This window comes from Bacillus sp. SJS (assembly GCF_000732485.2).
In the GTDB taxonomy this organism is placed as follows: domain Bacteria; phylum Bacillota; class Bacilli; order Bacillales; family Bacillaceae; genus Metabacillus_B; species Metabacillus_B sediminis.
In genome coordinates this window covers 19,700-44,989 of sequence record NZ_JAQV02000025.1, presented here as the reverse complement: position 1 = coordinate 44,989, position 25,290 = coordinate 19,700, and the positions used below count along the sequence as shown (strand labels likewise).

Below are 25,290 nucleotides of genomic sequence, written 5' to 3'. Positions count from 1 at the left end.
AGATTTCCGGCTGATAGAATGAGGCTGTAAAAACATAAGAGGAGGAAGAGGAGAATGAAAAAGTTCAGAAAGCAAATGATTTTTGCTGCTTTGGCAGCAGCAGTGATTCTGGCAATATGGGTGAAGCCTGACGCAGAAGCACTTGCAGGCAAGGTGGAGATCAGAAAGCTTGAGGCAGAAGAGTTTTTTGCCTCTCATCCGGGGGCATTTGTTCTTCACGATGTAAAAAAAGACCGGACTTTTGTTTTCAACGAAAGTCGTGCAAAGGAAAGAACGGCACCAGAATCTACTTTTAAGGTTCCGAACGCTCTGATTGGCCTTCAAACGAAAGCCGTTGAGGATGAGTACGACATCAAATACTGGGATGGAGTGGAACGGGAGATTCCTGTATGGAATCAGGATCATACATTAGGTTCAGGAATGAGATATTCGGTGGTGTGGTACTATCAGGCGATGGCCCGGGATATCGGAGAGCAAAGGATGAAAGAGTGGGTAGACAAAATCTCTTACGGTAATAAGGATATAAGCGGTGGAATTGACCAGTTCTGGCTGAACAGCACTCTTAAAATATCACCGCTGGAGCAGACTGAATTTATGGAATCGCTGTACAAGGAAGAACTGCCTTTCGATGCTGCCGTGATGAATACAGTAAAACGGATGATGGTTCAGGAAGAAGGTAAGCATTACACGATTTATGCAAAAACCGGACAAGGGGCAGGAAAGGGCTGGTATGCGGGAATCATCGAATCTGGAAAGAGTACCTATACGTTTGCAGCCCATATTGATGGAACCTCAGCGGAAGCAAAAAAGATAACGAGAAGCATTTTGCAGAAATATAAGCTGATTACGAATTAAATCTATTAGTAAAAGCATTTGTAATTGATGGAATCCTGAAAATGGGTCCGGTTTTCCGGGCCTTTTTTATGTAGAGTCTAATCTCTATTCACTGAGGGGCCCAAGCAGAAAGAAAGGGAAATCTTCATGATCCTCTAGTCACTGTCAATGATTCTGCTATATAATAAATTGAAAAATATTTAGAAAAATATGGAGTAAATTGATATGCCACAAGAAATAGTCATGTACTTGCTCGCCGTCATCCTGGCAGGGACATTAAGTTTGTTTTTAGGTTTATATGCCTTATTCAAGCTCAAGGGTGCACCTGGTGCAAGGTATTATGTCTTCGTTACCTTATTCTCGGCGATGTTCACCTATTCATATGCTTTTGAATTGTCCAGTCCTTCCTTGGAGCAGATTAAATTATGGGTGAATATCGAATACCTGGCAATTCTGTTCATTCCTGTCTTTCTGCTGCATATGTGCTTTGAATATGCAGGACAAAGGGTTAAACCATGGATGTATTATGCGCTTTTACTTATCCCCGTTATCACGATCTTTATGCATAATACAAATGATCTTCATCACTTGTATTACAGGTCGATGGGGCTGAGAAGTGATATTTCCTATCCAATTCTAAAGCTTGAATGGGGCCCGTTTTTTTACGTTCACTCCATCTTTCTTTTTATATGCCTGATGATGAGCAGTATCATTTTGCTCATGCAGCTTCCGAAATCCATCCTAAGGTACCAGATTCAAATTTTGCTGATGGTAGCAGGTCTGATTATGCCGATTGTTGCGAACCATTTTTACTTAAATGGCCTAAGTCCGGAAGGCATAGACCTCGGACCTGTATCCATGAGTGTTTCCTTTCTCCTGCATGGGGCCGCTCTTCTGTTTTTTCAAATGTTCAATGTAGCCCCCATTGCCCGGGAGGTGGCTTTTGAGAGTATGAAAGACGGGATTCTGATTCTAAATAACAATGGAATACTTGTCGATTTTAATGAGAGGATGAGGGATACCCTTCCTATGCTCTCCAATCATCCTATCGGAAGACCAATCCAAGCGCTGCTGGCTGGAAATCCTGAGCTTGCTTACCTCATAAGAAGAGAGCAGGAGTGTGACTATAAATTGGTTATAAACGGAAAGACTTCACACTGGCATATTCGATTCTCGCCTGTTCAAAATAAAAGAAAGGTTCTGGTAGGGCAGATCATTACGTTCGCAGATGTCACGGAAAGAGTCTGCTTGCAGGAAAAGCTTGAGCATTTAGCAAGCATGGACGGATTAACTCAGGTTTATAACCGGGCATTCTTTATGAAAAATGCCCAAGCTCTTTTGGACTCTCTAATACCGAGCTGGAGACTGATTTCCGTCATCATGTTCGATATTGATTATTTTAAAAAAGTGAATGATACATATGGGCACGAAGCAGGGGATGAGGTATTAACGAGTGTGGCTGGTGTGGTAAAAGGAATCTTGGGAGACAAGGAAATAGCGGGCCGTTATGGGGGAGAAGAATTTATTATTTGTATACCGGATGCCTCTCTTGAGGATGCCTATCATCTTGCCAATACCATTCGGGAAAAAGTATCGGAGTGCGGTATAAAGGCTGGTGATAAGGAAATTCGTGTAACATCTAGCTTCGGAATTTCTTCGCTTCAAGCAATGCCGGGGGGATCCATAAAAGAGCTGGTGCGGGAAGCAGATGGCGCTCTGTATGCAGCCAAAAGAAATGGGAGAAATTGCGTGGAAATATTCGAGCAGGCGATTTGAGCGGACAATCGAATTTGCCTGCTTATCCAAATAAAAAAACCTGATCAGGATGGATCAGGCCGTATCAGGTGTCTTAATTTTTCACTGCAGATGTATCATCATTGCTCGATAGAACCGTATCTTTTTCTTCTTCTTCCTCATCAGAAGCGCTGCTGTTTTTTTCACGGCCCGTGTATTCTTCTTCTTCCTCGTCTTCATCTTCGTCTTCATACTTGCTCATTTTTGCTTCAAGCTCTTTCATTTGCTCCTGCAGTCTCTTCTTTTCTTCTTTTAATGAATTGTAATCTTCGTTTTCCTCATCTTCGTTTTCGTCATCAGAATCGTAGCTGTTATCATCCTGATCATTTGTGTTCTCTTCATAATCACTTTCGTCGTACTCTTCATCCTCTGAGCTCATTTCCTGTTCATCTTCATTTTCAGGGAATTCGTTGTCCTCTTTTTTGCGTTTTTTCATGAAATTCAGTTTGCCGATGGCCTTTTTGGATTTTTCTCCAACGCCTTTGAAGCGGTCAAGCTTGCTTGTCACATCTTCCATGTCTGCGTTGATACCGGCATTTTTAAGCGCTTCATTTCCCATAAGAGACAGAAGTTTTTTGCTGCGTTCAGGTGTGGCAAAATAGCCGACTGTTGCTCCTAAGATTCCCCCGGCCACTGTGCGTTTCACCGTACCGCCTTTGAACATATCTTTTGCAAGTTTTGATTTATTCATTGTTTTTCGCCTCCGTGAGCTATTAGGTAAATCATTTATTCAAAAGAGAAGGTCTTTTTCCAAGACCTCTTAGAACGAAACTTCATCCTGATTAGTTACGATTAATAGTACTTTTCCTTTATCCAATTCTTCTTCCAGCTCCTCGGCCTTTTTTGTGTCAAAGCCGATTTTTTGCATCTTAACGACGAGTTTGTCGTCTTTGCTTCTGAATATATTTTTTGTAGCCGTTCCAAGACCGGTCACCTTTACGCCTACCTTATTGGCGTCTGTTTCCTTTCTTGAACGTCTTACATGGTCATTGTCATGGGAAAGGATATAAATATCCTCATCGCGCACCCCGTCTTTGCGAATTTTATCAATGGATTCTTTTAAATGTTCGTCATTATGGAATAACTTGAATTTCGGACTCATATATATCGCCTCCTGAAAAAGAGTTTCCCCAATGCCAGGAACATAAACCAATAAAAGAGGTATTCCCAATACTTTAATAAAATATGAGTGAAAAGTCCTTTGTTTTGGCAGGAAGGTCCTGTAAATTCAGGGAGATTTAGTGGAAGCAGAAAAAAGACTGCACGAAGGCAGTCTTTTGTTTGAACAAGTTTTATCTGGCACCCCAATAATGAGGAGGCTGAAAATGGTCAATCGAAGCGTTCGGCTGCAGCGCCGGGGGAGTTCTTTCCTCTCCTGTACAGTCTTCATAAGGTCCGATATACGTACTGGGCCTGACGGGCTCTGTTACCTGCTTCCATTCGTTTTCGCTGATACAATACGTTTGTGACATGATGCTTGCCGGAGTGAATTTCAGGATGTCGGAGCCGAGGACCACTTCGGGGTTCGATGCGTTAAAGATGGCAAGAAGATGTGTGTGATCCTCTATAGCTTTTTCATAGTGCCACCATCCTTGGGGGACATTAGCGACCTGCTGGGGGGAGATTCGGTAGGTAAGGAGCTGTTTTGTAAAGGGGTTTAAAATGGAAACGTCAGCAGAGCCTGATATGCAGTAGACGAGTTCCGCTGCATTTTGGTGGTAGTGCGGTTCTACGAGGTTCCCTTTGCTCAAGAAGATATCAAGCAGGGACGTCTTAACGGTGTTCAGCTGTTTAGATCCCATAATGGTAATGTAGTTTTCATCGTTCTTTTTAAAAAGGAAGCTATTGCGCATGTCAAACGCAAACTGCATTGAAGCCTGGCTCTCGTACATCATCTGTCCCCTCCTGACAAAACCTCTTTGAAGGCAGAATATGTACATTCGCCCAGATTGGTTCCTGAACAAAAGTTTTGACACGCTATGCTGCGACAAAGTCATATTTCCTAATCGTTTAAATGAAAGCGTTTTATAAAGTACACTTAAATCAAGATATATAATAGAAAGGAAGAGCGCATATGGCTCAAAATAATATAAAAGTTGGCGTTCAGAAGTTCGGCAACTTCCTAAGCTCAATGGTAATGCCGAATATCGGTGCATTTATCGCCTGGGGTTTGATTACGGCATTATTTATTCCTACCGGCTGGCTGCCGAATGAAGGGTTCGCCAAGCTTGTAGATCCAATGGTTACGTATTTGCTTCCATTGCTTATCGGTTACACTGGAGGTAAGCTGATTCATGATCAGCGCGGAGGCGTAGTCGGTGCGATCGCCACAATGGGTGTCATTGTAGGATCAGGCATTCCGATGTTCCTCGGTGCCATGATTATGGGACCTCTTGGCGGTTACGCGATTAAGAAATTTGATCAGTGGGTTGAAGGAAAGGTAAAAGCCGGCTTTGAAATGCTGGTGAATAACTTCTCTGTCGGAATTATCGGCGGTATTCTAGCACTGCTCTCTTTAGTAGGTGTAGGACCTGCGGTATCAGCGTTCACAGGAATTCTGGTAGCAGGAGTAGACTTGATGGTAGGACTGGGAATTCTTCCTCTGACCAGCATTCTGATTGAACCGGCAAAAGTTCTTTTCTTAAATAACGCAATTAACCACGGGGTATTGTCTCCGATTGCATTGGAGCAGGCAAAGCAGCATGGACAATCCGTTCTGTTCCTGCTTGAAGCGAATCCTGGTCCGGGACTTGGAATCCTTCTTGCCTATACGTTCTTTGGCAAAGGCTCGGCTAAACAATCTGCACCGGGAGCTGCCATCATTCAATTCCTGGGCGGAATACATGAAATTTATTTCCCTTATATTTTAATGAAACCAATGCTTTTTGTAGCCGCAATTCTTGGCGGTATGAGTGGTGTGTTCACCCTTGTCCTATTTGGCGGAGGTCTTTCTGCTCCAGCATCACCGGGAAGCATTATCGCGATTTTGCTTGCAACACCAAAGGACGGCGGAACATACATTGCTAATATTTTAGGAGTCCTCGTCGCTGCAGCCGTTTCTTTCATCGTTTCTGCTCTAGTCTTGAAAACAATCAAAGACAAAGAGACAAGCATTGAAGATGCAGCAAACAAAATGCAGGAAATGAAAGGCAAGAAAAGCAGTGTTGCAAGCACATTTGCTTCTTCTGCTCCAGCCGGCGAATTCCCGCAGAATGTAAACAAAGTTATCTTCGCATGTGATGCCGGAATGGGCTCAAGTGCGATGGGTGCATCGATTTTGAGAAAGAAATTTAAAGAAGCGGGATTAAGCATTACCTCTGTAAACTCGGCGATTTCCAATCTTCCTAGTGATGCTGAAATTGTGATTACACAGGAAGAATTGACTCCGAGAGCGAAAAATAAGGTTCCCAATGCGTATCACATTTCAGTCGACAGCTTCCTTGCGAGTCCTGAATACGATAAATTGGTAGACCGTTTGAAAAATGGATCCAATGAAGAGGCTCCGGTTGAAGAAGCTCCTGCTTCAGCTCCTGTTGAAGAGCCAGCTTCCGATTCAGATGTCCTACTAAAAGAAAACATCTTCCTAAATCAGCGTTTTACGGACAAAGACGAAGCGATTCGTTTTGCCGGCCGTGTTTTAGTGGATGGTGGCTATGTGAAGGAATCCTATATTGAGGCTATGATTGCAAGGGATGAAATGACATCTACCTATATGGGGAATGATGTGGCGATTCCTCATGGTACAGAGGACGCTAAGAAAGATGTGATCAAATCCGGTGTGACCATTCTTCAAATTCCGGATGGCGTTGATTTCGGAGGACAAAAGGTACGTCTTCTATTCGGAATCGCCGGAAAAGATGGAACACACCTTGAAATTCTCTCAGGAATTGCTGTAACCTGCTCGGATATGGAGAACATTGAAAAAATGGCATCCGCATCCACGAAGGGAGAATTGATGGATGTAATCGGAGGACTAAATAAATAATAGAAGGGAATAGAAAGGTGGAATCCACCTTTCTATTCCTGTTTTACATAAAAATTGTCCGCTTGAAATGAGGGATGTTATGTTTGTTACCTCCAGGGAAAAAGCAATAATAGAGCTCATTATTAAGACGTCAGGCAAACATACCGCTCATTCCATTGCTGCTTTTCTTCATGTCAGTGTCAGAACCGTGCAGCGGGATTTGAAAAACATTGAACCGATTCTGAACCGGTTTGATCTTTCCCTTTCGAAGTCACAGGACAAAGGCCTTTCCATTACCGGAAAGAATGAGAATATCTTCAAGCTTGTTCAGATGATGGTGAATATCAAGCTTGTCGATCTGACAGCTGAAGAAAGAAAATTACTCATTTTGATTGAATTAATGGAAGAGAAAGAGGCCATTAAGCTTGCTCCGCTCGCGAATGATCTTGGAATCAGCGTCACGACCCTTGTCACCTATATGGACGAGCTTTCAGGCTGGCTCAGCAGCTTCGGAATCGAGCTATCCAGAAAAAAAGGAGTAGGGGTGGAGCTTATTGCGCGTGAGGATTCCAAACGAAAAGCGCTGGCCAGCTTTTTCCTTATGTATTTTAATGAAGAACTGATTGAAAATGTTTTTCGCCTGAGTCAGACGGAAAATAAGGATCAAAAGGTGCTTCATTACTTTAACGCGGCGCACTTAAGAGCGGTAGATGAACAATTAAGCGTTCAGAACAATGGCTATTTAAAGCTCGCGGATAGCGCTTATATCGCCCTCATTGTCCATATTTGCATCACGGTCCAAAGGCATGAAGGCGGGTTCCGGCTGCCTGAGGGAGAAGAAGACTCTTACATCCATGAATATGAAGAGTATAAGAGGATGAAAGAGGTCAGCAACGGGATAGAGAATGCTTTTTCGATCGTTTTGGATGAGCCGGAAATTCATTTTCTATCTGTCATCTGGAGAGGATCCCGAGTCCAGGAAGCCGAAGAGGTTTTCTATGACAGCGTCGTGATTGGCCGTTCCATTAAGAGAACCATTCAGCATGTTTCTCAAAAATTGAACATCGATTTAACCTCGGATTTCTCTTTGTTTCAAGGATTATTCGCCCATATGGAACCGTCGCTATTCCGGATTCAGCAAGGACTGGCATCCTTTAATCCTTTGACAGACGATATTAAAAAGAAGTATCCGGTTCTTTATATGGCAGTGGAGAAAAGTCTTGAATTAGAGTTTGGCGACATCAAGTTTCCACCCGATGAAATAGCGTATATTGTTCTGCACTTTGGATCGGCGCTTGAGCTAAGAAAAGAGGAGTTGTCCATTCGGGCCCTCGTTGTATGCCCGACCGGCATTGGAACATCCAAGATGCTCGCCAGCCGGATCAAGAAGGAAATGGCAGAGATTTCATCCATTGAGGTTGCCTCCCTAAAAGAAATTCAGGAAATCGATTTGCAGAAATTTGATTTAGTCATATCGACCGTACGGCTTCCGTTTTTTCAGCAGAGCTACGTGCTGGTCAACCCATTGCTGACAGATGAGGATATTGAATCGGTTCGGCACTTCTTAGGCGAACATATTCAAACGTTCACAAGCAAGCAGCATTATGCGGACCAAAATTCGCCGAAGGCTTTTCAGGAAACGATGGAATCATCTTCTTCCCTTGAGGTCCTTTTGCAGGAGATGGAGGATATCCACACCTCGATTCGGATGATCTTAAAGAATTTAGCGGTTACTGACCGGAAAAAGGCCGATAGTCATCATCATCTTTTGGAGGAAATGGCATTCGAATGCGAAGCAGAGGGTCTGCTGACAGGAGCGAAGGCAGTAGGGGAACAGCTGCTGGCACGGGAGCGGCAAGCGGGTCTTGGGATTCCGGATACAAACATGGCGCTTTTTCATGCCAGGCATGATGGGGTCAAAGAGCTCATCTTCCGGGTTGTCCATCTCGATGAGCCTTATCAAATCAAAGGGATGGACCGAAAGGATATGCAAGCGAGAAGCATCCTGCTTCTCTTAGCTCCGATGAATTTACGGCCCAGTCAGCTTGAAATTGTCAGCTTAATTAGTACCGCCATTGTAGAAAGCAAAGAAAATATGCTCATCTTTTCTTCCTCGAATGGACAGATGATCCGCCGGAAATTAGAAGAAACGTTTTACGCTTACGTACAAAATAAACGGATAAAGGAATGATGAAGATGAAAAACACGATTCATTTTGGCGCAGGAAACATAGGCAGAGGCTTTATCGGGGCTCTATTCTCTCAATCAGGCTACCACGTAACATTTGTGGATATTGCAGATGACATCATTAGCAAGCTGAATGAGGAAACTAGCTATAAGGTAAAAACAGCGGCAGATCCACAGGAAGTGCTGGAAATCACAAATGTTTCCGGTTTGAACAATATGAAGCAGGAAGATGAAGTAATTGAAGCGATTGGACAGGCTGAATATGTCACAACGGCGATCGGCCCGAATATTCTTCCGAGAATCGCCCCGCTGATTGCAAAGGGGATCGTGAAGCGCTTAAAAGAAAATGAAGCGCCTCTTTACATCATTGCCTGTGAGAACCAAATTGGTGCAACTGATATTTTAAAAGGACATATCCTTGAGCAGCTGGATGAAGAGACGAAGGGAAAGCTTGAAGGCCGGGTATTTTTCTTCAATTCCGCTGTGGACCGAATTGTTCCGATTCAAAACAACCAGGGCTCACTTGATGTCCTCGTAGAAACGTATTATGAGTGGGTCGTTGAGACGGATCAGGAAATTCCGAATGTAGATGGGATGATTACCGTTCCGGACCTTGCTCCATTCATCGAAAGAAAGCTCTTCACTGTAAACACCGGACATGCTGTTACCGCCTATTTTGGGTGGCTTGCCGGGAAAGAAACCATTGATGAAGCTCTCAATGACGAAACCATTTCCGTACAGGTCAAAAACACGCTGAACGAGACAGGCGCATACTTAGTAAAAACATACGGCCTGGACCAGGGCGAGCACGGCAAGTATATCGAAAAAATCATCGGCCGCTTTCAAAATCCTTACCTTCATGATGGCGTATCAAGGGTTGGACGTTCCCCGCTCCGCAAGCTTGGATCAGAAGACCGCCTTGTCAAACCGGCAAGAGAGTCTGCCCGTTTCGGATTGCCAACTGAAAACCTGGCGAAAGCCATTGCTGCGGCTCTTCTTTTTGATGTGAAGGATGATTCCGAATCCGTTGAACTGCAGAAGATGATCAGCGAGCATGGTGTCGAGCACGTTCTGACTGAGGTAAGCAAGCTTGATCCGAATAGCTCATTAGTGAAAGAGATCGCTGCTCAGTATGAACAGCTGAAAAAATAAACAGCAGGCTTTGCCGCTTCTTCCAGAGAAATTGGAGGAAGCGGTTTTTTTATAAAGACGATGTTCTCTCCTTTTTCTATAATAGAAGCAGAGTCACCTAAAAATCAGCAGAAGCAAAGGAGGCAATACAATGAATAAGGACCACCTTGATGCATTGTGCAAAGCTCGGAAAGGCGCTTTCCATGATTACCAGCCGGATTGGCAGGCAGACCGCTATCATGTTGGAGGAAAAATGTTTGCTATGCTTGGAAGCGATGCAAAGGGAAAGCCGATTATCACATTAAAGTGCGATCCAGTTCGGGCTGAAGAATTAAGGGAAGAATATGAGGGCATTATACCGGGCTATTACATGAACAAAACCCATTGGAATTCCATCTACCTTGATGCCTCTTTGCCGAATGATTTTGCCGAAAGCTTAATCGAACATTCCTATCAATTGGTTTTTGACAAGCTGCCGAAGAAAGTCCAAAGAGAAATTGTTTCTGAGTGAGCGCAACATTCTCTTATCGGTTCTATTGATTTTCTGACAAAAACAAAATCAGGATAAAACGCCTCACTCTTCCGCAATCTAAAAATGGATGAAAAACGGATAGGGTGAGACGTCATGCAAAACGATTGGTTTTCGGTTATCCCATTTTTAATTGCTATTCCCATTGCCATCAAAACGAAGCAGGTGCTGCCTGGCCTGTTTGCCGGCTTGCTCGCAGGGTCTTATTTATTGCAGCCTTCTTTAGTGGGAGGGCTCACAAAAATGATTGAAATTCTCGTAAAGGGAATCATTGATCCGGGGAACATCAAAATTTTTATGTTTTTGTACGCCTTTACGGGCTTAATTGGAATGATTAAAATAGCCGGCGGGATTCGCGGATTCGTAGAAGCGGCATCTGCAAAGGTTCAAACTAAGAAACAGGCTCTTTTTCTCACATACATATCAACGATTGGAACGTTCGCGGCACCGAGCTTCCGGTTTGTCACCATTGCTCCGATTATGCGGGCGCTTTTGAAAAAAGTGAAGATGTCAACTCAGGAATTGGGGTTTGTAATTGAAACGACGGCTACCCCGATTATTGTCCTCATTCCGATTGCGACTGCATTTGTCGGTTACATGACCTCACTCATCGACCTTGCCCTTGAAAACGAAAAAATCAAGGCGGACTCCTATCAATTGTTTCTCCAAAGCATCCCATTTAATTTCTTTTCCTATATCCTGATTTTAGTGGGTATTTATTTGAGTTTTTTCCATCATTCAAAATCGACAGAGGAGAGCGATCCGGAAGAGATCGGCGACGAATCCGGTGAAGACGACTGGCACAATTGTGATCCATCGGTAGGAAAGGATCTCCCGGAGCGGCCGTGGAATTTATTTGTACCGCTTATCCTCGTCATTGGCCTGACCTTTCTGTTCACATGGTGGGATGGACATCAAAAAGGAGGGGGCTTCTTTACAGCCTTTATTAAAGCAGACGTCCTCACAGCTATGCTGACGGCGCTCCTTGTCGCATTAATTTTAACGTTCCTGTTTTTCAGAATTCAGAAAATCAAAACGGGGGAACTGCTGAATAACTTTATCCTTGGCGGAAATGATTTAATGTCGGTCATTGTGCTGCTTTCCTTCGTTTGGGGGCTTTCGTCTGCGAGTGAGGAGCTAGGGTTTTCCCGTTTTGTCACTAGCCACTCGCAATGGATTCCGCCATCCCTGCTTGTTCCGATTCTCTTTATGTTTGGAGCAGCGGTCTCCTATTTCATTGGCTCTGCCTGGGGAACATGGGGAATTCTTATGCCGCTCGGCGTTTCCATTGCGATTGCCTCCGATCTATCGCTACCTCTAGTCATTGGAACCGTGTTTGCGAGCGGAACGTTTGGAGCGTTTGCCTCGCCTTTGAGCGACGATACCAATACCATCGCCCGAATTCTTAATTTATCCGTGCTGAAGTATGCAAGATATAAGCTGAAGCCGGCTCTCATTGCTGCCGGGATAACGGTTGTTTTGTACGGTGCGGTTTCATTTTTTTTGTAAAGTAGCGGGTGGGATTAGGATTGGGGTCAGTCTCCAACTCCTTCACCCCAGAAGGGGAGAGAGGCCTAGGTCACTGAAGCCTTGTCTGCCAACGGTTTGAAGAGCAGGTGCCGGAGCGTTCGTTCGCTAGCACACAGCGGGTCAGGCATGGTGCCAGTCCCCAACTCCTTCACCGCAGAAGGGGACAGAGGCCTAAGTCATGGAAGCCTTGTGTACCAATGGCTACAAGAGTCGGTGCCGGAGTTTTCATTCATTAGCAGACTGCGGGTCAGGCACACATACGTAAAAACCGATGCCTCGCTGATGTACTGGCTGAGCGAGGCCTTTAGTATTGGCTAGAGAAGAGAATTACTTTTTTAAAAGGACTTTGGGAAGCCAATCTTGAAATGATTAAACATGAAAGGAGTGTATGTGCATGTCCAATCCAATTACACCATTCCTCATGTTTTCCGGCCAGGCAGAGGAGGCGATGAACCACTACCTCTCCATCTTTGATGATTCGAATATTCAGCAGATTTTTCATCATGAAGATGGCAAAGTGATGTATGCTATTTTCACACTTAAGGGTCAAACGTTCAGGTGCATCGACAACACGAATGGCGACCATCATGCCTTTACCCCGGCTCTGTCATTGTTTGTGGCCTGCGAATCTGATGAAGAAATCGAGACCATTTTTCAAAGGCTATCCGATCATGGACAAGTGCTGATGCCGCTTGCCTCATCACCCGTGAGCGAAAAGTTCGGCTGGGTGGAGGACAAATATGGTGTCTCATGGCAGCTGAATCTGGAGAAAAAACAATGAGCACAATAATAGAGGACCTCTTAAAGCATAGCGGACCATTAGCAGTTATGATGTGCGGGGTCGCGGGCTCAGGAAAGACAACCTTTGCCCAGCAGCTCGAAAAGGAGGGTTTTACCAGGCTCTCCATTGATGAAGAAATATGGGCCGTTCATGGTCGATTTGGAATTGACTACCGTGAAGAAGAGTACGAGAAGTTCAAAGAGGAAGCAGAAACAAAGCTTCAGAAACAATTGGAAGAACTAATACGAAACCGGAAATCCGTTGTCATAGACTTCAGTTTTTGGCAGCGTGCGAGAAGAAATACGTATAAACAGCTGATTGAAGAAGCAGGCGGTGAGTGGAAGCTCATTTATTTGAAGGTGCACCCGGATGAACTGAGAAAAAGGCTGAAGATACGAAGCAAGCGCTTTGATGCCAACGCAGCCTTTCCGATTACGGAAGAGATTTTATCTGCTTTTTTAAAAGGTTTTGAAGTCCCTTCAGATGAAGGGGAAATTGTGATTGAAACGTAGGCTCTGAATGGGCTTTTTTTATATGAACATATCAATAAATATCCTTATACATACGCTGCAATTTTCTAATTTGTATTATGGCTCAGATGGGACTAGAATAGGGTCTGTAAAACAAATTCAATCATTCACATGAGGAGGAACCAAATCATGGCGAAACATATATTAATGGTCGTAACGACGGCTGATAAAATGAACAATGGTCACGAAACAGGATTGTGGCTTTCTGAGTTCGGAGAGGCTTACGTTGAGTTCAAAAAACTTGGATATGACGTAACAGTAGCAAGTCCGCTTGGAGGAAAAGCTCCGGTTGACGACCGCAGTTTGGAAGGCGGAGAAACTCCGCAGGAAATTCTGGATACAGCGAAATATCTGGAAAATACATTAAAGCTTGAAGATATTGAGGATCTTTCCATCTATGATGCGGTCTTCATGCCTGGCGGACACGGTACCATGTTCGACCTTCCGGATAACATCAAGCTTCATGAAATCGTCCGCGATATGTACGAAGCGGATAAAATTGTCGCTGCTGTTTGCCACGGACCAGCGGGTCTTGTAGGAGTAAAGCTTTCTGACGGCACTCCGCTTGTAGCCGGCAAAACGGTAACAGCATTCACAGATGAAGAAGAAAGAGCAACAACGCTTGATCAATACATGCCGTTCCTGCTTGAAACACGCCTTCGCGAGCTTGGTGCGGACGTTGTGACAAAAGAGAATTGGACGGATCATCTTCAAGCGGACGGAAACCTGATTACAGGCCAAAATCCGCAGTCCACAATCAGCGCGGCAAAAGAAGTTATTAAACAATTGAGCTAAGAAGAATAAAAGACCTCTTGCACAGCAAGGGGTCTTTTTTATGCTCCAAAAGGGAAGGACATATGTCCTTTTAAAACCGCTCCTTCCTGTCATTTAATAAGAGGAGTGAAAAAAGAGCAGGGAGGCAATGGTATGAAAGGAATCATTTTTTCAATAATGGGCGGAATCTTCATCACGCTTCAAGGGGTGTTTAACTCAAGGATGAGTGAGGATCTCGGAGTGTGGCGGACGAATGCCCTTATTCATCTTATAGGATTTACGTTATCAATCGTCGTTTACAGTTTCATCCGGGACGGACGGGTGAGCGGACTGAAGGAAGTCCCTCCTTTTTATTTAATCGGCGGGCTGTTCGGAGGCTTGATTGTATTTGGGGAAATGTCTGCCATCAATGAGCTTGGAGTCGCGTTTGCCGTTTCAGTTCTTTTAATTGCCCAGCTGCTTTGTGCATTTATCATTGACTCTAAAGGATTATTTGGTGCGGTTAAAGAAAGAGTCAAGAAGCGGCATTGGATAGGAATCGGGATAATGATCCTTGGAGTCTTTATTTTTAAAATGTAAAAGGGGGAAGGCAAGTTGAAAAAATATGATCATCCGGAACAGCTTACACGTATGCTCGCTGAAGCTGGACTTCAAGGTGTTTTCCCTGAGAAGCTCGCAGAAAACATGAGCCTTTACTGCTTTGAACAAGGTGAAAATCTTTGTTCAAAAGGCGATAAGCTTGAGCATATGTACTTCCTGTTAAGCGGAAAGGTAAAAATTTATACGATCTCGCCGGAAGGCAAAACACTGATTGTCCGCTTTAAAACCCCAATGGCTGTGATTGGGGACATTGAATACATCAAAAAAAGGGACGTGTTTAATACGGTAGAAGCAGTGACGGAAGGTATCATGGCAGGTGTAAGTTTTCAGGAGATCTCTGAGTTTGCCGATTCCGATCCGGCATTTCTCCGTTTCCTGCTGGAGGAAGTTACCCATAAATTCTATACAGAATCCCATTCCTCCAGTTTAAATATGCTGTATCCGGTGGAAGTCCGGCTTGCGAGCTATCTTCTTTCCATTTCTTCTGATGGAGAAGGCTCTATGTTTTACAAGGAGATGAAAACCTCGAGCCTGCAGGAGATTGCTGACTTGATTGGCACGAGCTACCGCCATTTAAACCGTGTCATTCAGAAGCTGGCAGCGGAAGAGATGATTGAGCGAAGAAACGGAAACTTACGTATAAAAGACGCTGCGAAACTTAGAGAGCTCGCCAGCGGCAATATATATGAATAGAAAGGAAGGGATCATATGATAGGAATGATTCTTGCGGCGATGGCAGGACTGCTCATCAGCCTGCAAACCGTATTTAACGCCAGGGTGAGCAGCAAAGCCGGAGCATGGCTGACGACAATGGGCGTTCTCGGACTGGGGCTCGTCTCATCTCTGGTTCTTTTTTTTCTTATTGATGGAGGGAATCTGTTCGATATCGGAGACTTGAACCCATTCTATCTGCTCAGCGGTCTTTTTGGAGTGGGGATTGTATTTAGTGTGATGAAAGGAATTCAGGAGCTCGGACCTGCTTTTTCCGTATCGATTGTCATTGTTGTGCAGCTTACCCTTGCTCTAATCATTGACTCATTCGGATTATTTGAAGCAACAGTGATTCCTTTTTCATTGAATAAGCTTGCTGGAATTTTAATCATGATGGCGGGGATTGCGGTTTATAAGTGGCAGGTGCGCGGAAGAGTCAGCGAAGACAGGGAAAAAATTCAATCAGTACAATAATGAAGAACCGGAGAAATGGATCTCCGGTTTTATTTTCATACTGTCTGCGGCTCGTTCAAATGTACAGCCGGCCCAAAAAACTCATAATGAATTCGGTTCTTTTCAATATCGAGGAGAGATAATGCTTTAAGCATCGCCTTTAAAAAAGGAACAGGCCCGCACACATAGAAATTTCCTTTCTTGGTAAGAAGGATTCGCTGGAGCTCTTCAAATGAAAGTCTTCCATCCGTATTCTCGTAGAAAAAAACAGCTTCCGCATTTGGCATGCTTTGGATGAGGTGATTGACTTCCTTTTTAAAAGCATGAACCTGCTCGTTTTGGGCTGAATGGATAAACTGCACATTCCATTCAGGGTTTCTCTTTGCAAGATCGTTCAGCATGCTAATGAATGGAGTCACTCCTATTCCGCCGCTTAAAAAGGTAATGGGCTCCGGACCGTTATCAATGAGGGTAAAATCTCCAGCAGGTGCACTGACCTCAATGAAATCCCCAATGTTCAATTGATTATGGAGGAAGCCGGATACCGTTCCTGGCTGTTCTTTTTTAACTGATATTCTAAAGATTCCTGTACCGGGTGCATTGGATAAACTATACTGCCGGTTATGCCAGAAAGCATCTCCATCCGGTTTGACTCTGACTGAGATATACTGTCCCGGCAGAAAATCCGGCAGCGATTGGTGGTCAGCTGGGGTTAAGTAGAAGGAAGTAATAACGTCGCTTTCTACCACCTTATCTGCAAGCTTAAAACTCTTAAAGCCGCTCCAGCCACCACATTGATTTTCAGCTTGGTGATACATTTTCTCTTCCTCTCCAATGAAAACCCCAGCAATAACTCCATAAGCCTCTCCCCATGCAGTAATGACTTCGTCTGTCGCTTGATTGCCCAAAACCTCTTTCATTGCTTCTAATAAGTATTTTCCTACAATCGGGTAATGTTCTTTCTTTACACCGAGACTCCTGTGCTTATGTCCAACCTGCTTAACGATGGGAAAAATCACCTCAAGATTGTCGATGTTCGCTGCCGCTGCAAGTACAGCTCGAGCAAGTGCTTCCTGCTGTCTTCCCTGCTTTTGATTCGATTGATTGAATAAGTTTAAAAGCTCAGGATGATCGGTGAACAGGTTTTTATAAAAGCAGGATGTAATGGCTGTTCCATGCTGGATTAAAACAGGTACGGTAGATTGAACAATACTCTTGGTTTTTTCGCTTAGCATAAGATTCTGCTCTCCTTCATAAACAAGTATTTTTAATACATCTTAAAAGTACTCTTGTAAACGGATTAAAACAATATTGTAAATACATCTTTAAAACAACAGACACAAATCTATGACAATTAGGTGAAATATGGAAGAGGATAGTCATTTTCTCATTTATGGATATTCGGTAATAGACACAGGCTTAGCACTATTTAGGGGGCTGAAAAAGTTTGGCTGGAATGCAATCGTGAACGGCCGGAAAAGCAGGGAGTGCGGCTGGAAAACCGATGCGAGCAGCCGGAAAAGGCAAAGAATCGGCTGGAAAAAGAAGTTTGGCTGGAAAGCAAGCGGGAACGGCCGGAAAAGCAGGGAGTTCAGCCGGAAAACCGATGCGAGCGACACCGGTAAACTCACAAATCGAAGTGAAGGGCCATATCATCCGGTATTAAATTTTCTATATTGACAACAAAAGGAAAATATCATAATGTATTAAGTGTACTAATTGTAGTAATACACCTAATTCGTATAAGATTAAAAGGAGTGTTCATTTTGACCTTTCGCAAGCTGGCTCTCAATAACGTTCTTCGGAATTGGAGGACGTATGCAGCCTATTTCTTAAGCAGTGCATTTTCTGTTTTTGTTTTCTTCGTTTATGCCGTCTTTGCCTTTCACCCTGCACTCACAGCGGGTACTTTGAAAGATGCTTCAACAGGCATGCACTTTGCAGAGTCCATCATCTATGTATTTACATTCTTTTTTATCCTCTATTCAATGAGCACGTTCCTTAAAACAAGAAAAAAAGAATTCGGTTTGTTCATCCTGCATGGGATGACAAGCCTGCAGCTGAGGAAGCTTGTTTTCCTGGAAAACATGGTCATTGGCCTGCTATCCATTTTGTTTGGAATAGGAGCCGGGCTGCTAGCGTCCCAGGGTTTGCTCATTCTTGGATCAAAGGTGATCGGAATGAACCCGGCACTGCCGTTTTATTTCCCTCAAAGTGCTATGATTCTGACCTTTACGGCCTTTACGGTATTATTTTTTGTCATCTCATCATTCACTGCTGCCGTCCTGAAAGGAAATAAGCTGATTGATTTGCTGACAGGCACTGAGAAGCCGAGACCTGAACCGAAGGCATCCAGGATCCGGACAGTGCTTGCCGCGGTTCTGCTTCTTGGGGGATACGCAGCCGCTATTGCTGTGAAGGGAGTGATGGTTGTGTCCGCGATGATTCCCGTTACAATCGTTGTCGTCATCGGTACATATTTTCTCTTTACGCAAGCAAGCGTCTGGATCATTTCAAAACTGAAAACGAATGAGCGCATCTATTTAAACCGGACCAATATCGTCACTTTTTCAGACCTTTCCTTTCGAATGAAGGACAACGCGCGGATGTTTTTTATTGTCTCGATTGTTTCAACTGTTGCCTTTGCCGCGATTGGTACACTTGTTGGTTTCCGTGCAATGATGACAAACAGTGTGGAACTGCAGGAGCCTTATACGTTTGTGTATCAGGCTGCACCGAACGATCAGAAAAAAGATGAGCGAATCAGCCAGATTGAGGATGCGTTGAGTGGGACGGATTATGAAAAACTGAGTGTTTCCTATAAGAAGCTGACCGATGAGAACAAGGCTTATACGATCATGAGCGAGACAGATTACAATCGCGCGGCTGCTTTATGGAAAGAACCGAAGCTGTCCCTTGAAAAAGGAGAGGCCGCTATGATGCAGGAGGACCTTTTATATCCCCGCGGTTTGACACAAGGGAATGAGCCGGAGCCAATTCATATAAACGGGCTTCCTGAGAAAACAATGAAACCGAAAGTATTGGATAAACTGCTTTTCTCCATGAGTTTGTTTACCGGGGACTTGGTCATCCTGCCGGATCCACAGTTTGCTGCAATCAAAGCAGAGGAGAAATCCTACACGGCGTATCGGACAGAAAACGCCTCTTCTACACTTGCTGCAGGGAAAAAGCTTGAATATGCCTTCAGTCAGAAAGCGGATCCAGCCTTTCTTTTTACATCATCAGCGGTCAAAATCGATCAAGTGAAACAGTCGATTAATATTTTCTTATTCGTCGGGCTGTTTATCGGATTTGTTTTCTTCGCAGCTGCCGGAAGCTTCCTTTATTTCCGTCTTTATGCCGATTTCGAAGGGGATGTGAAAAAGTATCAGGCGATTTCAAAAATCGGTTTGACAGATAAAGAGATGAAGAAAATTGTAACCGTTCAAATGTCTCTCTTATTTTTTGTTCCTGTAGGGGTAGCAGCTGCACACGGATTTATCGCGCTGATTGCGCTTGGCAATATGTTTGGCACAAGAATTTGGACGGAAATTGCGATGGTGCTTGGAAGCTTCATGCTGATCCAGCTCGTTTATTTCCTCATCATTCGCGTTGGTTATGTAAATAAAGTGAAGCAAGCCATCTAAAGGAGGAGCTAATATGCTTGAAGTGAAAAATGTTTCAAAGGTGTACGAAGGGAAGGTTTCCTACCGGGCGCTTTCCAAAATTGATTTGACCGTTCAGCAGGGAGAGTTCGTTGGGGTGATGGGTCCATCGGGAAGCGGGAAAACAACGCTTTTGAATATGGTATCAACCATCGATTCCCCGACAGACGGCGAGATTTTAATTGATGGGAAGAATCCAAACCGTTTATCGTCTAAAGAGCTGGCGCTGTTCCGGAGACGGGAGCTCGGATTTATCTTTCAGCATTTTAATCTGCTGCCAACTCTCACTGTGAAGGAAAACATCGTCCTGAGTCTCACACTCGATGGCATGAAAGTGAACGAAATGAATGAAAAAGCTGAGAGGATTGCAGAAAAACTCGGTATTGCTCCTATATTAGATAAACGAACTTATGAAATTTCCGGCGGACAGGCACAAAGAACGGCAATCGCACGGGCGATTATCTATCAGCCAAAACTGATTTTGGCAGATGAACCAACAGGGAATTTGGATTCGAAATCAGCAAGAGATGTCCTTGAAATCATGGAATCAATCAATAAAGAAGCAGGAGCTACCATGATGATGGTTACACACGATGCTTCCGCCGCAAGCTACTGCGACCGCATCGTTTTCATCAAGGACGGAAAGCTTCATAACGAATTGAAGAGGGGGGAAAGCAAGGAGCAGTTTTATAAGAAGATTATTAAGGTTCTTTCTCAGATGGAAGAGGAGGCCAGAGAGCCGGCAGTGAGCTATTAATACTGCCCTTAACGGTGGTCTTAAACTTTGCTCGTATTGATGGGGATGGGAGGTAAGAATGAGTATTAAAAAAAATTCAGGTTTTGGATTATGTTCAGGAACACCCTGTTGTTTTTGACAGCAGCCATGTTTATTTGGGTATTTTGCCATCAAGGAATGAACTTATATGAACAAAAAAAGTTTCCTGAGGCTGGCAAATTAGTAAAAGTAAATGGTGAGAATATGCACGTCTATTCGAAAGGGGCAGGGCGGGACACAATCGTTTTACTAAGCGGATTGGGAACTGCTGCTCCTGCTTTAGACTTTGAACCGTTAATAAACGAGTTAGCTAAAAATAACAGGGTGGCAGTAGTAGAAACATTTGGATATGGATGGAGTGATTTTACAAATAAAGCCCGTACAGTGGAAAATATAGTGGAAGAAATTAGAACAGCTCTAAAAAAAGCAAATGTAGAAGGTCCCTATATATTAATGCCTCACTCTATCTCCGGAATTTACAGTATGTATTATGCTGATAAATATCCAGCTGAAGTTAAAGCTGTTATTGGTATTGATGCTACGTTACCTAAGGCTTTAGATTATTTTGGCGAATCCGCTCCAGCCATGCCCGAATATTTGAAATATGCTGCTCAAGCGGGAGCTGCAAGGTTAGCTGTAAATGTGATTCCGATTGACTTCCTTCCATTAGCAGAGAAGGGTACATATTCTGAAGAGAATTTAAAAATAACAAAAGCGATTTTTGCTTGGAAAGGCTACAACAGAAATGTTGTAGATGAAACAAATGAAATTAGAAGTAACATAAATAAAACGAAAGAGCTGAAATTTTCAACGAAGATGCCAGTTTTATTTTTTGCCAGGGAAGAAGATAAAAGAAGGGAAGAAGGTAAATCTAAGGTAGCATTTTATCAAACTCAATTAAGTAAGAGTTCTTCGAGTAAAGTAGTTTCATTACAAGGACATCATTATCTTCATTGGACTCAGTATAGAGAAATGAGCAAATATGTAAATGAGTTTATTAATTCTAGTCTGTGACGTGGATTGGGTTGCTGCTTCTGTCTTGATTTTTTCAAAATTAAAGTGTGTAAGACTTAGTAGACCAGATTATAATTGCAACAAAACAAGACAGCCCTCATGCTGTCTTGTTAGCTTTCCTTCAATGTTTCCTTCAATGCTTTATTCTGATAGTCCGCTACATTGATCGGACGATTGTTTAAGACCTTAATGCCTTTTATGTTTTTGCCGGCAAAGATTCCGTAGCGTCCATTTGCAAGAGTATTGTTGGAAACAGTGATGTATGCGGCATCACGTTTTTTCTCGGATGTAATCGATACCACAGAGGAGTCGCTGTAGTTGGCCCTGCTGCCATTTTGAATGTAATTCGAATCGATTTTAACATGGCTTGCATTGGCGACATCGATGATTCTTCCATAGTCACCGGCACCGCTGATGGAGTTCTGCTGAATTACGGTGTGGTCGGCGTAAATCGAAATGGCCGCCCACATATCATATTTTTTCGGATCGTAGTAGGTCGTATAATAGTTGTTTTTCCGGAAGCTGTTGTAAATGATATTCTTTTTGATGATAGCTCCGGGAGACTGTATTTTAATGGCTCTTTTATGGATATTGGTAAATGTGTTGGCAAGGATGTTCACGTTCACTTTTTCTTTAAATCCTTGAACGACAATGCCATCTCCGTCATCCTTTGGTCCAATGCTTGAGAATGAGGAGTTGGAAATCGTCACATTTTTCGCTGCTGTCTGCTCCTTTGAAGACGGGCTGATCAGAATACCGCGGGATACTTGGTGATTCCAGCCCTCAATCGGGTTGCGGGCCATCACATTGAAAATCCTGCTTTTATCTACTGTCGTATGATTTGTCCCGCCCTCAATCCTGACAGCACTTACCGTTTGCCGGGAAAGCTTCTTAGGTTCCTCCGGCTGGTTGAAGTTTTGGAGTACGCTTTTCGAAATATGAGCATAAGAAGAACCTGCCTCAACAGTAATGCCTCTAAGGGCCTTCGCCTTGCCATCCACTGTCAGATCGTGAATATGGACGTGATCTCCTTTTATGCGGATAACGGATGCTAACCCGGAGTCAGCAAAGATTCCAGCGTGATCTCCGTAAACCTCTGTATATCCTTTTACGGTCAAGTCATCGCTCACCTTATACTTTCCTTTTGGAAAAAACACTTTTTTATGAGGTCCGGCCTTCAATGCCTTCTGAATGGCTTTTGTATCATCCTTGATTCCGTCACCTGCGGCTCCATACTCTTTTACATTGATGAAATCCGTGTTTTTTTCATCATCCTTTTGCATGATCGTAATAAGCAAAAAAAGAATGGAAACGCCCAAAATCACAAGCCCTGCTTTCTTTTTCACCCAATGCCCTCCTTACCATACTTCCTCTTCCACTTTAACTCATTCCCCTGCAAGGCGAAACCAAACTTGGTCTTAGGAAGTGGGGGCTATTTTCCTTAATAGTTTTGAATGCTTTTTGCAAGCTGCTAAAAATAGAACTAAAAGACCAGAACGTTAGAAGTGGATATAATAATTTTTATAGTTTATAATACTATTTAATTAGATACATAGACCTAAAAGGGTAAATTTGAGGAGGAATATAATGATGGCATTGCAAAAATTGTCTCTTTTCCAAGAATGTTTCGGAGCGGTAGAGGGCGAAACAGAACGGCTGGAAAATGCCCCTCTGTCAAGGCTCAATGCTCAATCCTTAAAATACGAAACGAGTGTACCGCAACTTGAGTACATGTGCTTAATGATGGAAAATATGGTTTTGACCAAAAAGCTTAAAGGAAATGTATACGCGGGCTTTCAAAAGTTTTCCCGTGCAAAAAATGTACTCGATCGTTTTCAAGCGATGACGGAATTTTCTCAGGTTCATATATTCGGGGAAAACGATGCAGACATGGACCCGGCAGATGGAATTGATTATATTGCACTGCCTCCTAAAAGCGAATTAATGAGAGAATGGTTCCTTGTCATTGATTCACCGATGTTTAAGTCGATGATGGTAGCATTTGATATGGAAGGCTTCGGGGTTCATGAAGTAGAGGAGGGCCGAAAATTCAAAGGAATTAAAAGCTCAAGCCCTGCTGTTGTCAAACAGGCAGTCAGTCTCCTTGCACCTCATGTTAAAAAAACGACGACCGTATAAATGATAGAGAAGACAGCTTATGAAGCTGTCTTTTCCTAAATTAAAGGAGCATAAATCCATGTCCAAAACACAAAGAATGACCTCCATTGCCATTCTGGCTTCATGCAGTATGCTATTGTATTATTTTAAAATTCCACTTCCATTTTTCCCGCCCTTTCTTACTCTCGACTTGAGTGATATTCCGGCGCTGATTGGCGCAATTACAATGGGGCCATTGGCAGGGATTTTGGTTCAGTTTGTAAAGAACATTGTGGAGTATGTGCTGCATGGCAGCTATGTAGGTTTTCCTGTGGGTCAATTTGCCAATTTCATATCCGGATCTCTAATTGCGGGATTGATCGGATGGTTTTATTTCTACCGTAAAAAACTGGATTGGACGAGCTATGGCATCTCCACACTTATTTTTTTAGCGGCGATGTACGCACTTAACTACTATTTTATTCTGCCGTCCATCATGAGTCTTCTTGGTTTAAGTATGGAAGAGTATACAGCTTCTTTTGCCCAGTTCAATCCAATGGTAAAAGATATGAGGACGGCGGTGCTGTTCGTCATTCTGCCCTTTAACCTCATAAAAATCTCAATGGTCTACCTGATTGGCATTCCGTTTACCTTCAAGCTTGTTCGGATTCTGCAAAAAAGGAGCGTTGCAATATGATTCAATCAAGGATACCGTTGATCGCAGGAGGATCCCTCTTTGCTATAGTTCTTACGTTTTATCATTATTTTGTGATGTCTTTCGCTGCATCCTTGGTGGGTACGGCGGTCATGACCAGTTTGCTGTTGGTCTTCCTTTTCAGAAAAAAGTCAGTCCCTGCCAAAGAAGCGGAAGAACCGGTGGCGGAAGCTGCTTTTGTGGATTCATTGGAGGAATTAAGGCACCTGGAAGCTCACGGCGGACATCTTCAATTGATGAACGCTCAGCTGAGTGAGTCTTCAGAACAGGTGGGTACACAGCTTATGGAGATGGTCAAGGACATTGATTCTCAGAAGGAGATTATCCAAGTATTCGGGGACCGCTTAGGGAAAATTAACGGGATGATTCAAAATTTGGATTCAATTATTGAAGTGACCTCCCACACAGCAGCGGATGTCACCGTACTATCAAAAAGCGGGATGCAAAAAGCTGCGGATTTTAGCCTGGTTTTCTCAAGGATTGTGGAGATTTCGGATGAATTTGCAGCCTATAATCAGTCGCTTGTTGTAAAAATGAGAGAAGTAACCAAGGCATTGAGTTCAATTGATTATATAGCCAATCAAACGAACCTTCTTGCACTGAATGCAGCGATTGAAGCGGCAAGAGCAGGGAAACATGGAGCGGGTTTCGGGATTGTAGCAGATGAAATCCGCAAACTTTCGGCTCAGGTCAAGGAAAGTGCGATTGCCATCGAATTGATCGTAGAAGATGTGCACAAAAGCATCCTGTCACAGGAGACGGCCTTTGATTTGAATCAGGAGATTCTTCAGGATGGAAAACAAAAAGGCCAGGAAATGAATGGGATATTTAAAGAAGTCATGACCGCTGTTAATCATTTGGCCGATCAGTCAAACGAAGTGAAAAGAGACTCAGCCGAAGTGGAAACGGAGAATCAGCTTCTAATCGACCGGATGAATGAGATTCTGGAACTAACGGAAAAGTTAAGCATGAGGACTGAGGGATCTGCTGAGATTACGATGGAGCAGCAATCGCATTTAATGGAACTCGAGATGACGGCCTCCACCATTAAGGAGCACATACAGGCAATCCAGCAGAAGTTAAAAGATCAAACCGGTGTCCATGAAAATGTGGCCTGGATCCGTCCTGCCGTTATAAGAGATAGGGAAGAGTTAAAGGAAGCAAAATAAAAATGCCTCCATAGTAAGCTTATGCAGGGAATAAAAA

General features: G+C 43.5%; 25 protein-coding genes. 20 read left to right on the top strand and 5 right to left on the bottom strand.

Annotated elements, in window-relative coordinates; genetic code table 11:
• Positions 1-54: 54 nt before the first annotated feature.
• Both blaOXA and AS29_RS15980 read left to right on the top strand, forming a co-directional pair.
• Positions 55-855 carry a class D beta-lactamase gene (blaOXA, locus tag AS29_RS15985; protein ID WP_035410124.1) on the top strand — a complete coding sequence of 267 codons (801 nt, stop codon included), beginning with the start codon at positions 55-57 and terminating at the stop codon, positions 853-855.
• 204 nt (positions 856-1,059) lie between these two features.
• A complete protein-coding gene (locus AS29_RS15980) occupies positions 1,060-2,610 on the top strand; it encodes a histidine kinase N-terminal 7TM domain-containing diguanylate cyclase (RefSeq protein WP_035410122.1) in 1,551 nt (516 codons plus the stop codon).
• Positions 2,611-2,683: 73 nt separating this feature from the next.
• Here the strand turns inward: AS29_RS15980 and gvpT are convergent, their stop codons facing one another.
• From gvpT to AS29_RS15965, 3 genes are all read right to left on the bottom strand, one after another.
• On the bottom strand, positions 2,684-3,319 hold the full coding sequence (gvpT, locus tag AS29_RS15975; protein ID WP_035410119.1) for a GvpT/GvpP family gas vesicle accessory protein: 636 nt from the start codon (positions 3,317-3,319) through the stop codon (positions 2,684-2,686).
• 69 nt (positions 3,320-3,388) lie between these two features.
• On the bottom strand, positions 3,389-3,730 hold the full coding sequence (locus AS29_RS15970) for a general stress protein (RefSeq protein WP_035410116.1): 342 nt from the start codon (positions 3,728-3,730) through the stop codon (positions 3,389-3,391).
• 190 nt (positions 3,731-3,920) lie between these two features.
• Complete coding sequence (locus AS29_RS15965) at positions 3,921-4,523, bottom strand: cupin domain-containing protein (protein WP_035410113.1); 603 nt, start codon at positions 4,521-4,523, stop codon at positions 3,921-3,923.
• 179 nt (positions 4,524-4,702) lie between these two features.
• On the opposite strand from AS29_RS15965, the gene AS29_RS15960 reads away from it, so the two are divergent.
• From AS29_RS15960 to AS29_RS15910, 11 genes are all read left to right on the top strand, one after another.
• Positions 4,703-6,613, top strand: a complete 1,911-nt coding sequence (locus AS29_RS15960; RefSeq protein ID WP_035410109.1) for a PTS mannitol transporter subunit IICBA — start codon at positions 4,703-4,705, stop codon at positions 6,611-6,613.
• A 79-nt stretch (positions 6,614-6,692) separates the two neighbouring features.
• A complete protein-coding gene (locus AS29_RS15955; RefSeq protein WP_035410106.1) occupies positions 6,693-8,783 on the top strand; it encodes a BglG family transcription antiterminator in 2,091 nt (696 codons plus the stop codon).
• A gap of 5 nt (positions 8,784-8,788) precedes the next feature.
• Complete coding sequence (locus AS29_RS15950) at positions 8,789-9,931, top strand: mannitol-1-phosphate 5-dehydrogenase (protein ID WP_035410104.1); 1,143 nt, start codon at positions 8,789-8,791, stop codon at positions 9,929-9,931.
• A gap of 130 nt (positions 9,932-10,061) precedes the next feature.
• The gene (locus AS29_RS15945; RefSeq protein WP_035410101.1) at positions 10,062-10,421 is read left to right on the top strand and encodes an MmcQ/YjbR family DNA-binding protein; all 360 of its coding nucleotides are present in this window, start codon (positions 10,062-10,064) and stop codon (positions 10,419-10,421) included.
• A 114-nt stretch (positions 10,422-10,535) separates the two neighbouring features.
• On the top strand, positions 10,536-11,948 hold the full coding sequence (locus tag AS29_RS15940; protein WP_035410099.1) for a Na+/H+ antiporter NhaC family protein: 1,413 nt from the start codon (positions 10,536-10,538) through the stop codon (positions 11,946-11,948).
• A gap of 415 nt (positions 11,949-12,363) precedes the next feature.
• Positions 12,364-12,750: a VOC family protein gene (locus AS29_RS15935; protein WP_082883883.1), complete on the top strand. Its 387-nt coding sequence runs from the start codon at positions 12,364-12,366 to the stop codon at positions 12,748-12,750.
• Positions 12,747-13,262 carry an AAA family ATPase gene (locus AS29_RS15930; RefSeq protein ID WP_051860772.1) on the top strand — a complete coding sequence of 172 codons (516 nt, stop codon included), beginning with the start codon at positions 12,747-12,749 and terminating at the stop codon, positions 13,260-13,262. Before AS29_RS15935 ends, AS29_RS15930 begins: the two co-directional genes overlap by 4 nt.
• 147 nt (positions 13,263-13,409) lie before the next feature.
• Positions 13,410-14,075 carry a type 1 glutamine amidotransferase domain-containing protein gene (locus AS29_RS15925; RefSeq protein ID WP_035410094.1) on the top strand — a complete coding sequence of 222 codons (666 nt, stop codon included), beginning with the start codon at positions 13,410-13,412 and terminating at the stop codon, positions 14,073-14,075.
• Between the two features lie 132 nt (positions 14,076-14,207).
• Positions 14,208-14,633, top strand: a complete 426-nt coding sequence (locus AS29_RS15920) for a DMT family transporter (protein ID WP_035410091.1) — start codon at positions 14,208-14,210, stop codon at positions 14,631-14,633.
• Positions 14,634-14,648: 15 nt separating this feature from the next.
• A complete protein-coding gene (locus tag AS29_RS15915) occupies positions 14,649-15,347 on the top strand; it encodes a Crp/Fnr family transcriptional regulator (protein ID WP_035410088.1) in 699 nt (232 codons plus the stop codon).
• A gap of 15 nt (positions 15,348-15,362) precedes the next feature.
• Positions 15,363-15,839, top strand: coding sequence for a DMT family transporter (locus tag AS29_RS15910; RefSeq protein WP_035410083.1), 477 nt, complete (start codon positions 15,363-15,365; stop codon positions 15,837-15,839).
• A 35-nt stretch (positions 15,840-15,874) separates the two neighbouring features.
• Here the strand turns inward: AS29_RS15910 and hmpA are convergent, their stop codons facing one another.
• Positions 15,875-17,053: an NO-inducible flavohemoprotein gene (hmpA, locus tag AS29_RS15905; RefSeq protein ID WP_035410081.1), complete on the bottom strand. Its 1,179-nt coding sequence runs from the start codon at positions 17,051-17,053 to the stop codon at positions 15,875-15,877.
• Between the two features lie 130 nt (positions 17,054-17,183).
• Here hmpA and AS29_RS15900 point away from each other — a divergent pair, with 130 nt between their 5' ends.
• The 4 genes from AS29_RS15900 to AS29_RS15885 all read left to right on the top strand — a co-directional run bounded on the left by AS29_RS15900 (position 17,184) and on the right by AS29_RS15885 (position 21,272).
• Entirely contained in the window at positions 17,184-17,498 is a 315-nt protein-coding gene (locus AS29_RS15900; protein ID WP_035410077.1) for a hypothetical protein, read from the top strand.
• Positions 17,499-17,584: 86 nt separating this feature from the next.
• A complete protein-coding gene (locus AS29_RS15895) occupies positions 17,585-19,465 on the top strand; it encodes an FtsX-like permease family protein (protein ID WP_035410074.1) in 1,881 nt (626 codons plus the stop codon).
• Between the two features lie 13 nt (positions 19,466-19,478).
• On the top strand, positions 19,479-20,240 hold the full coding sequence (locus AS29_RS15890; protein ID WP_035410071.1) for an ABC transporter ATP-binding protein: 762 nt from the start codon (positions 19,479-19,481) through the stop codon (positions 20,238-20,240).
• A 114-nt stretch (positions 20,241-20,354) separates the two neighbouring features.
• Positions 20,355-21,272, top strand: a complete 918-nt coding sequence (locus AS29_RS15885; RefSeq protein ID WP_331712028.1) for an alpha/beta fold hydrolase — start codon at positions 20,355-20,357, stop codon at positions 21,270-21,272.
• 110 nt (positions 21,273-21,382) lie between these two features.
• Here the strand turns inward: AS29_RS15885 and AS29_RS15880 are convergent, their stop codons facing one another.
• Positions 21,383-22,618, bottom strand: coding sequence for a right-handed parallel beta-helix repeat-containing protein (locus tag AS29_RS15880; protein ID WP_035410068.1), 1,236 nt, complete (start codon positions 22,616-22,618; stop codon positions 21,383-21,385).
• Positions 22,619-22,859: 241 nt separating this feature from the next.
• Between AS29_RS15880 and AS29_RS15875 the strand changes: the two genes are divergently transcribed.
• From AS29_RS15875 to AS29_RS15865, 3 genes are read left to right on the top strand one after another with little or no spacing between them, the layout of a single operon-like run.
• Positions 22,860-23,411, top strand: coding sequence for a DICT sensory domain-containing protein (locus tag AS29_RS15875; protein WP_231889969.1), 552 nt, complete (start codon positions 22,860-22,862; stop codon positions 23,409-23,411).
• A 19-nt stretch (positions 23,412-23,430) separates the two neighbouring features.
• Positions 23,431-24,066, top strand: coding sequence for an ECF transporter S component (locus tag AS29_RS15870; RefSeq protein WP_082883882.1), 636 nt, complete (start codon positions 23,431-23,433; stop codon positions 24,064-24,066).
• Positions 24,063-25,253, top strand: coding sequence for a methyl-accepting chemotaxis protein (locus tag AS29_RS15865; protein ID WP_035410065.1), 1,191 nt, complete (start codon positions 24,063-24,065; stop codon positions 25,251-25,253). Before AS29_RS15870 ends, AS29_RS15865 begins: the two co-directional genes overlap by 4 nt.
• The last annotated feature ends 37 nt before the right edge of the window (positions 25,254-25,290 follow it).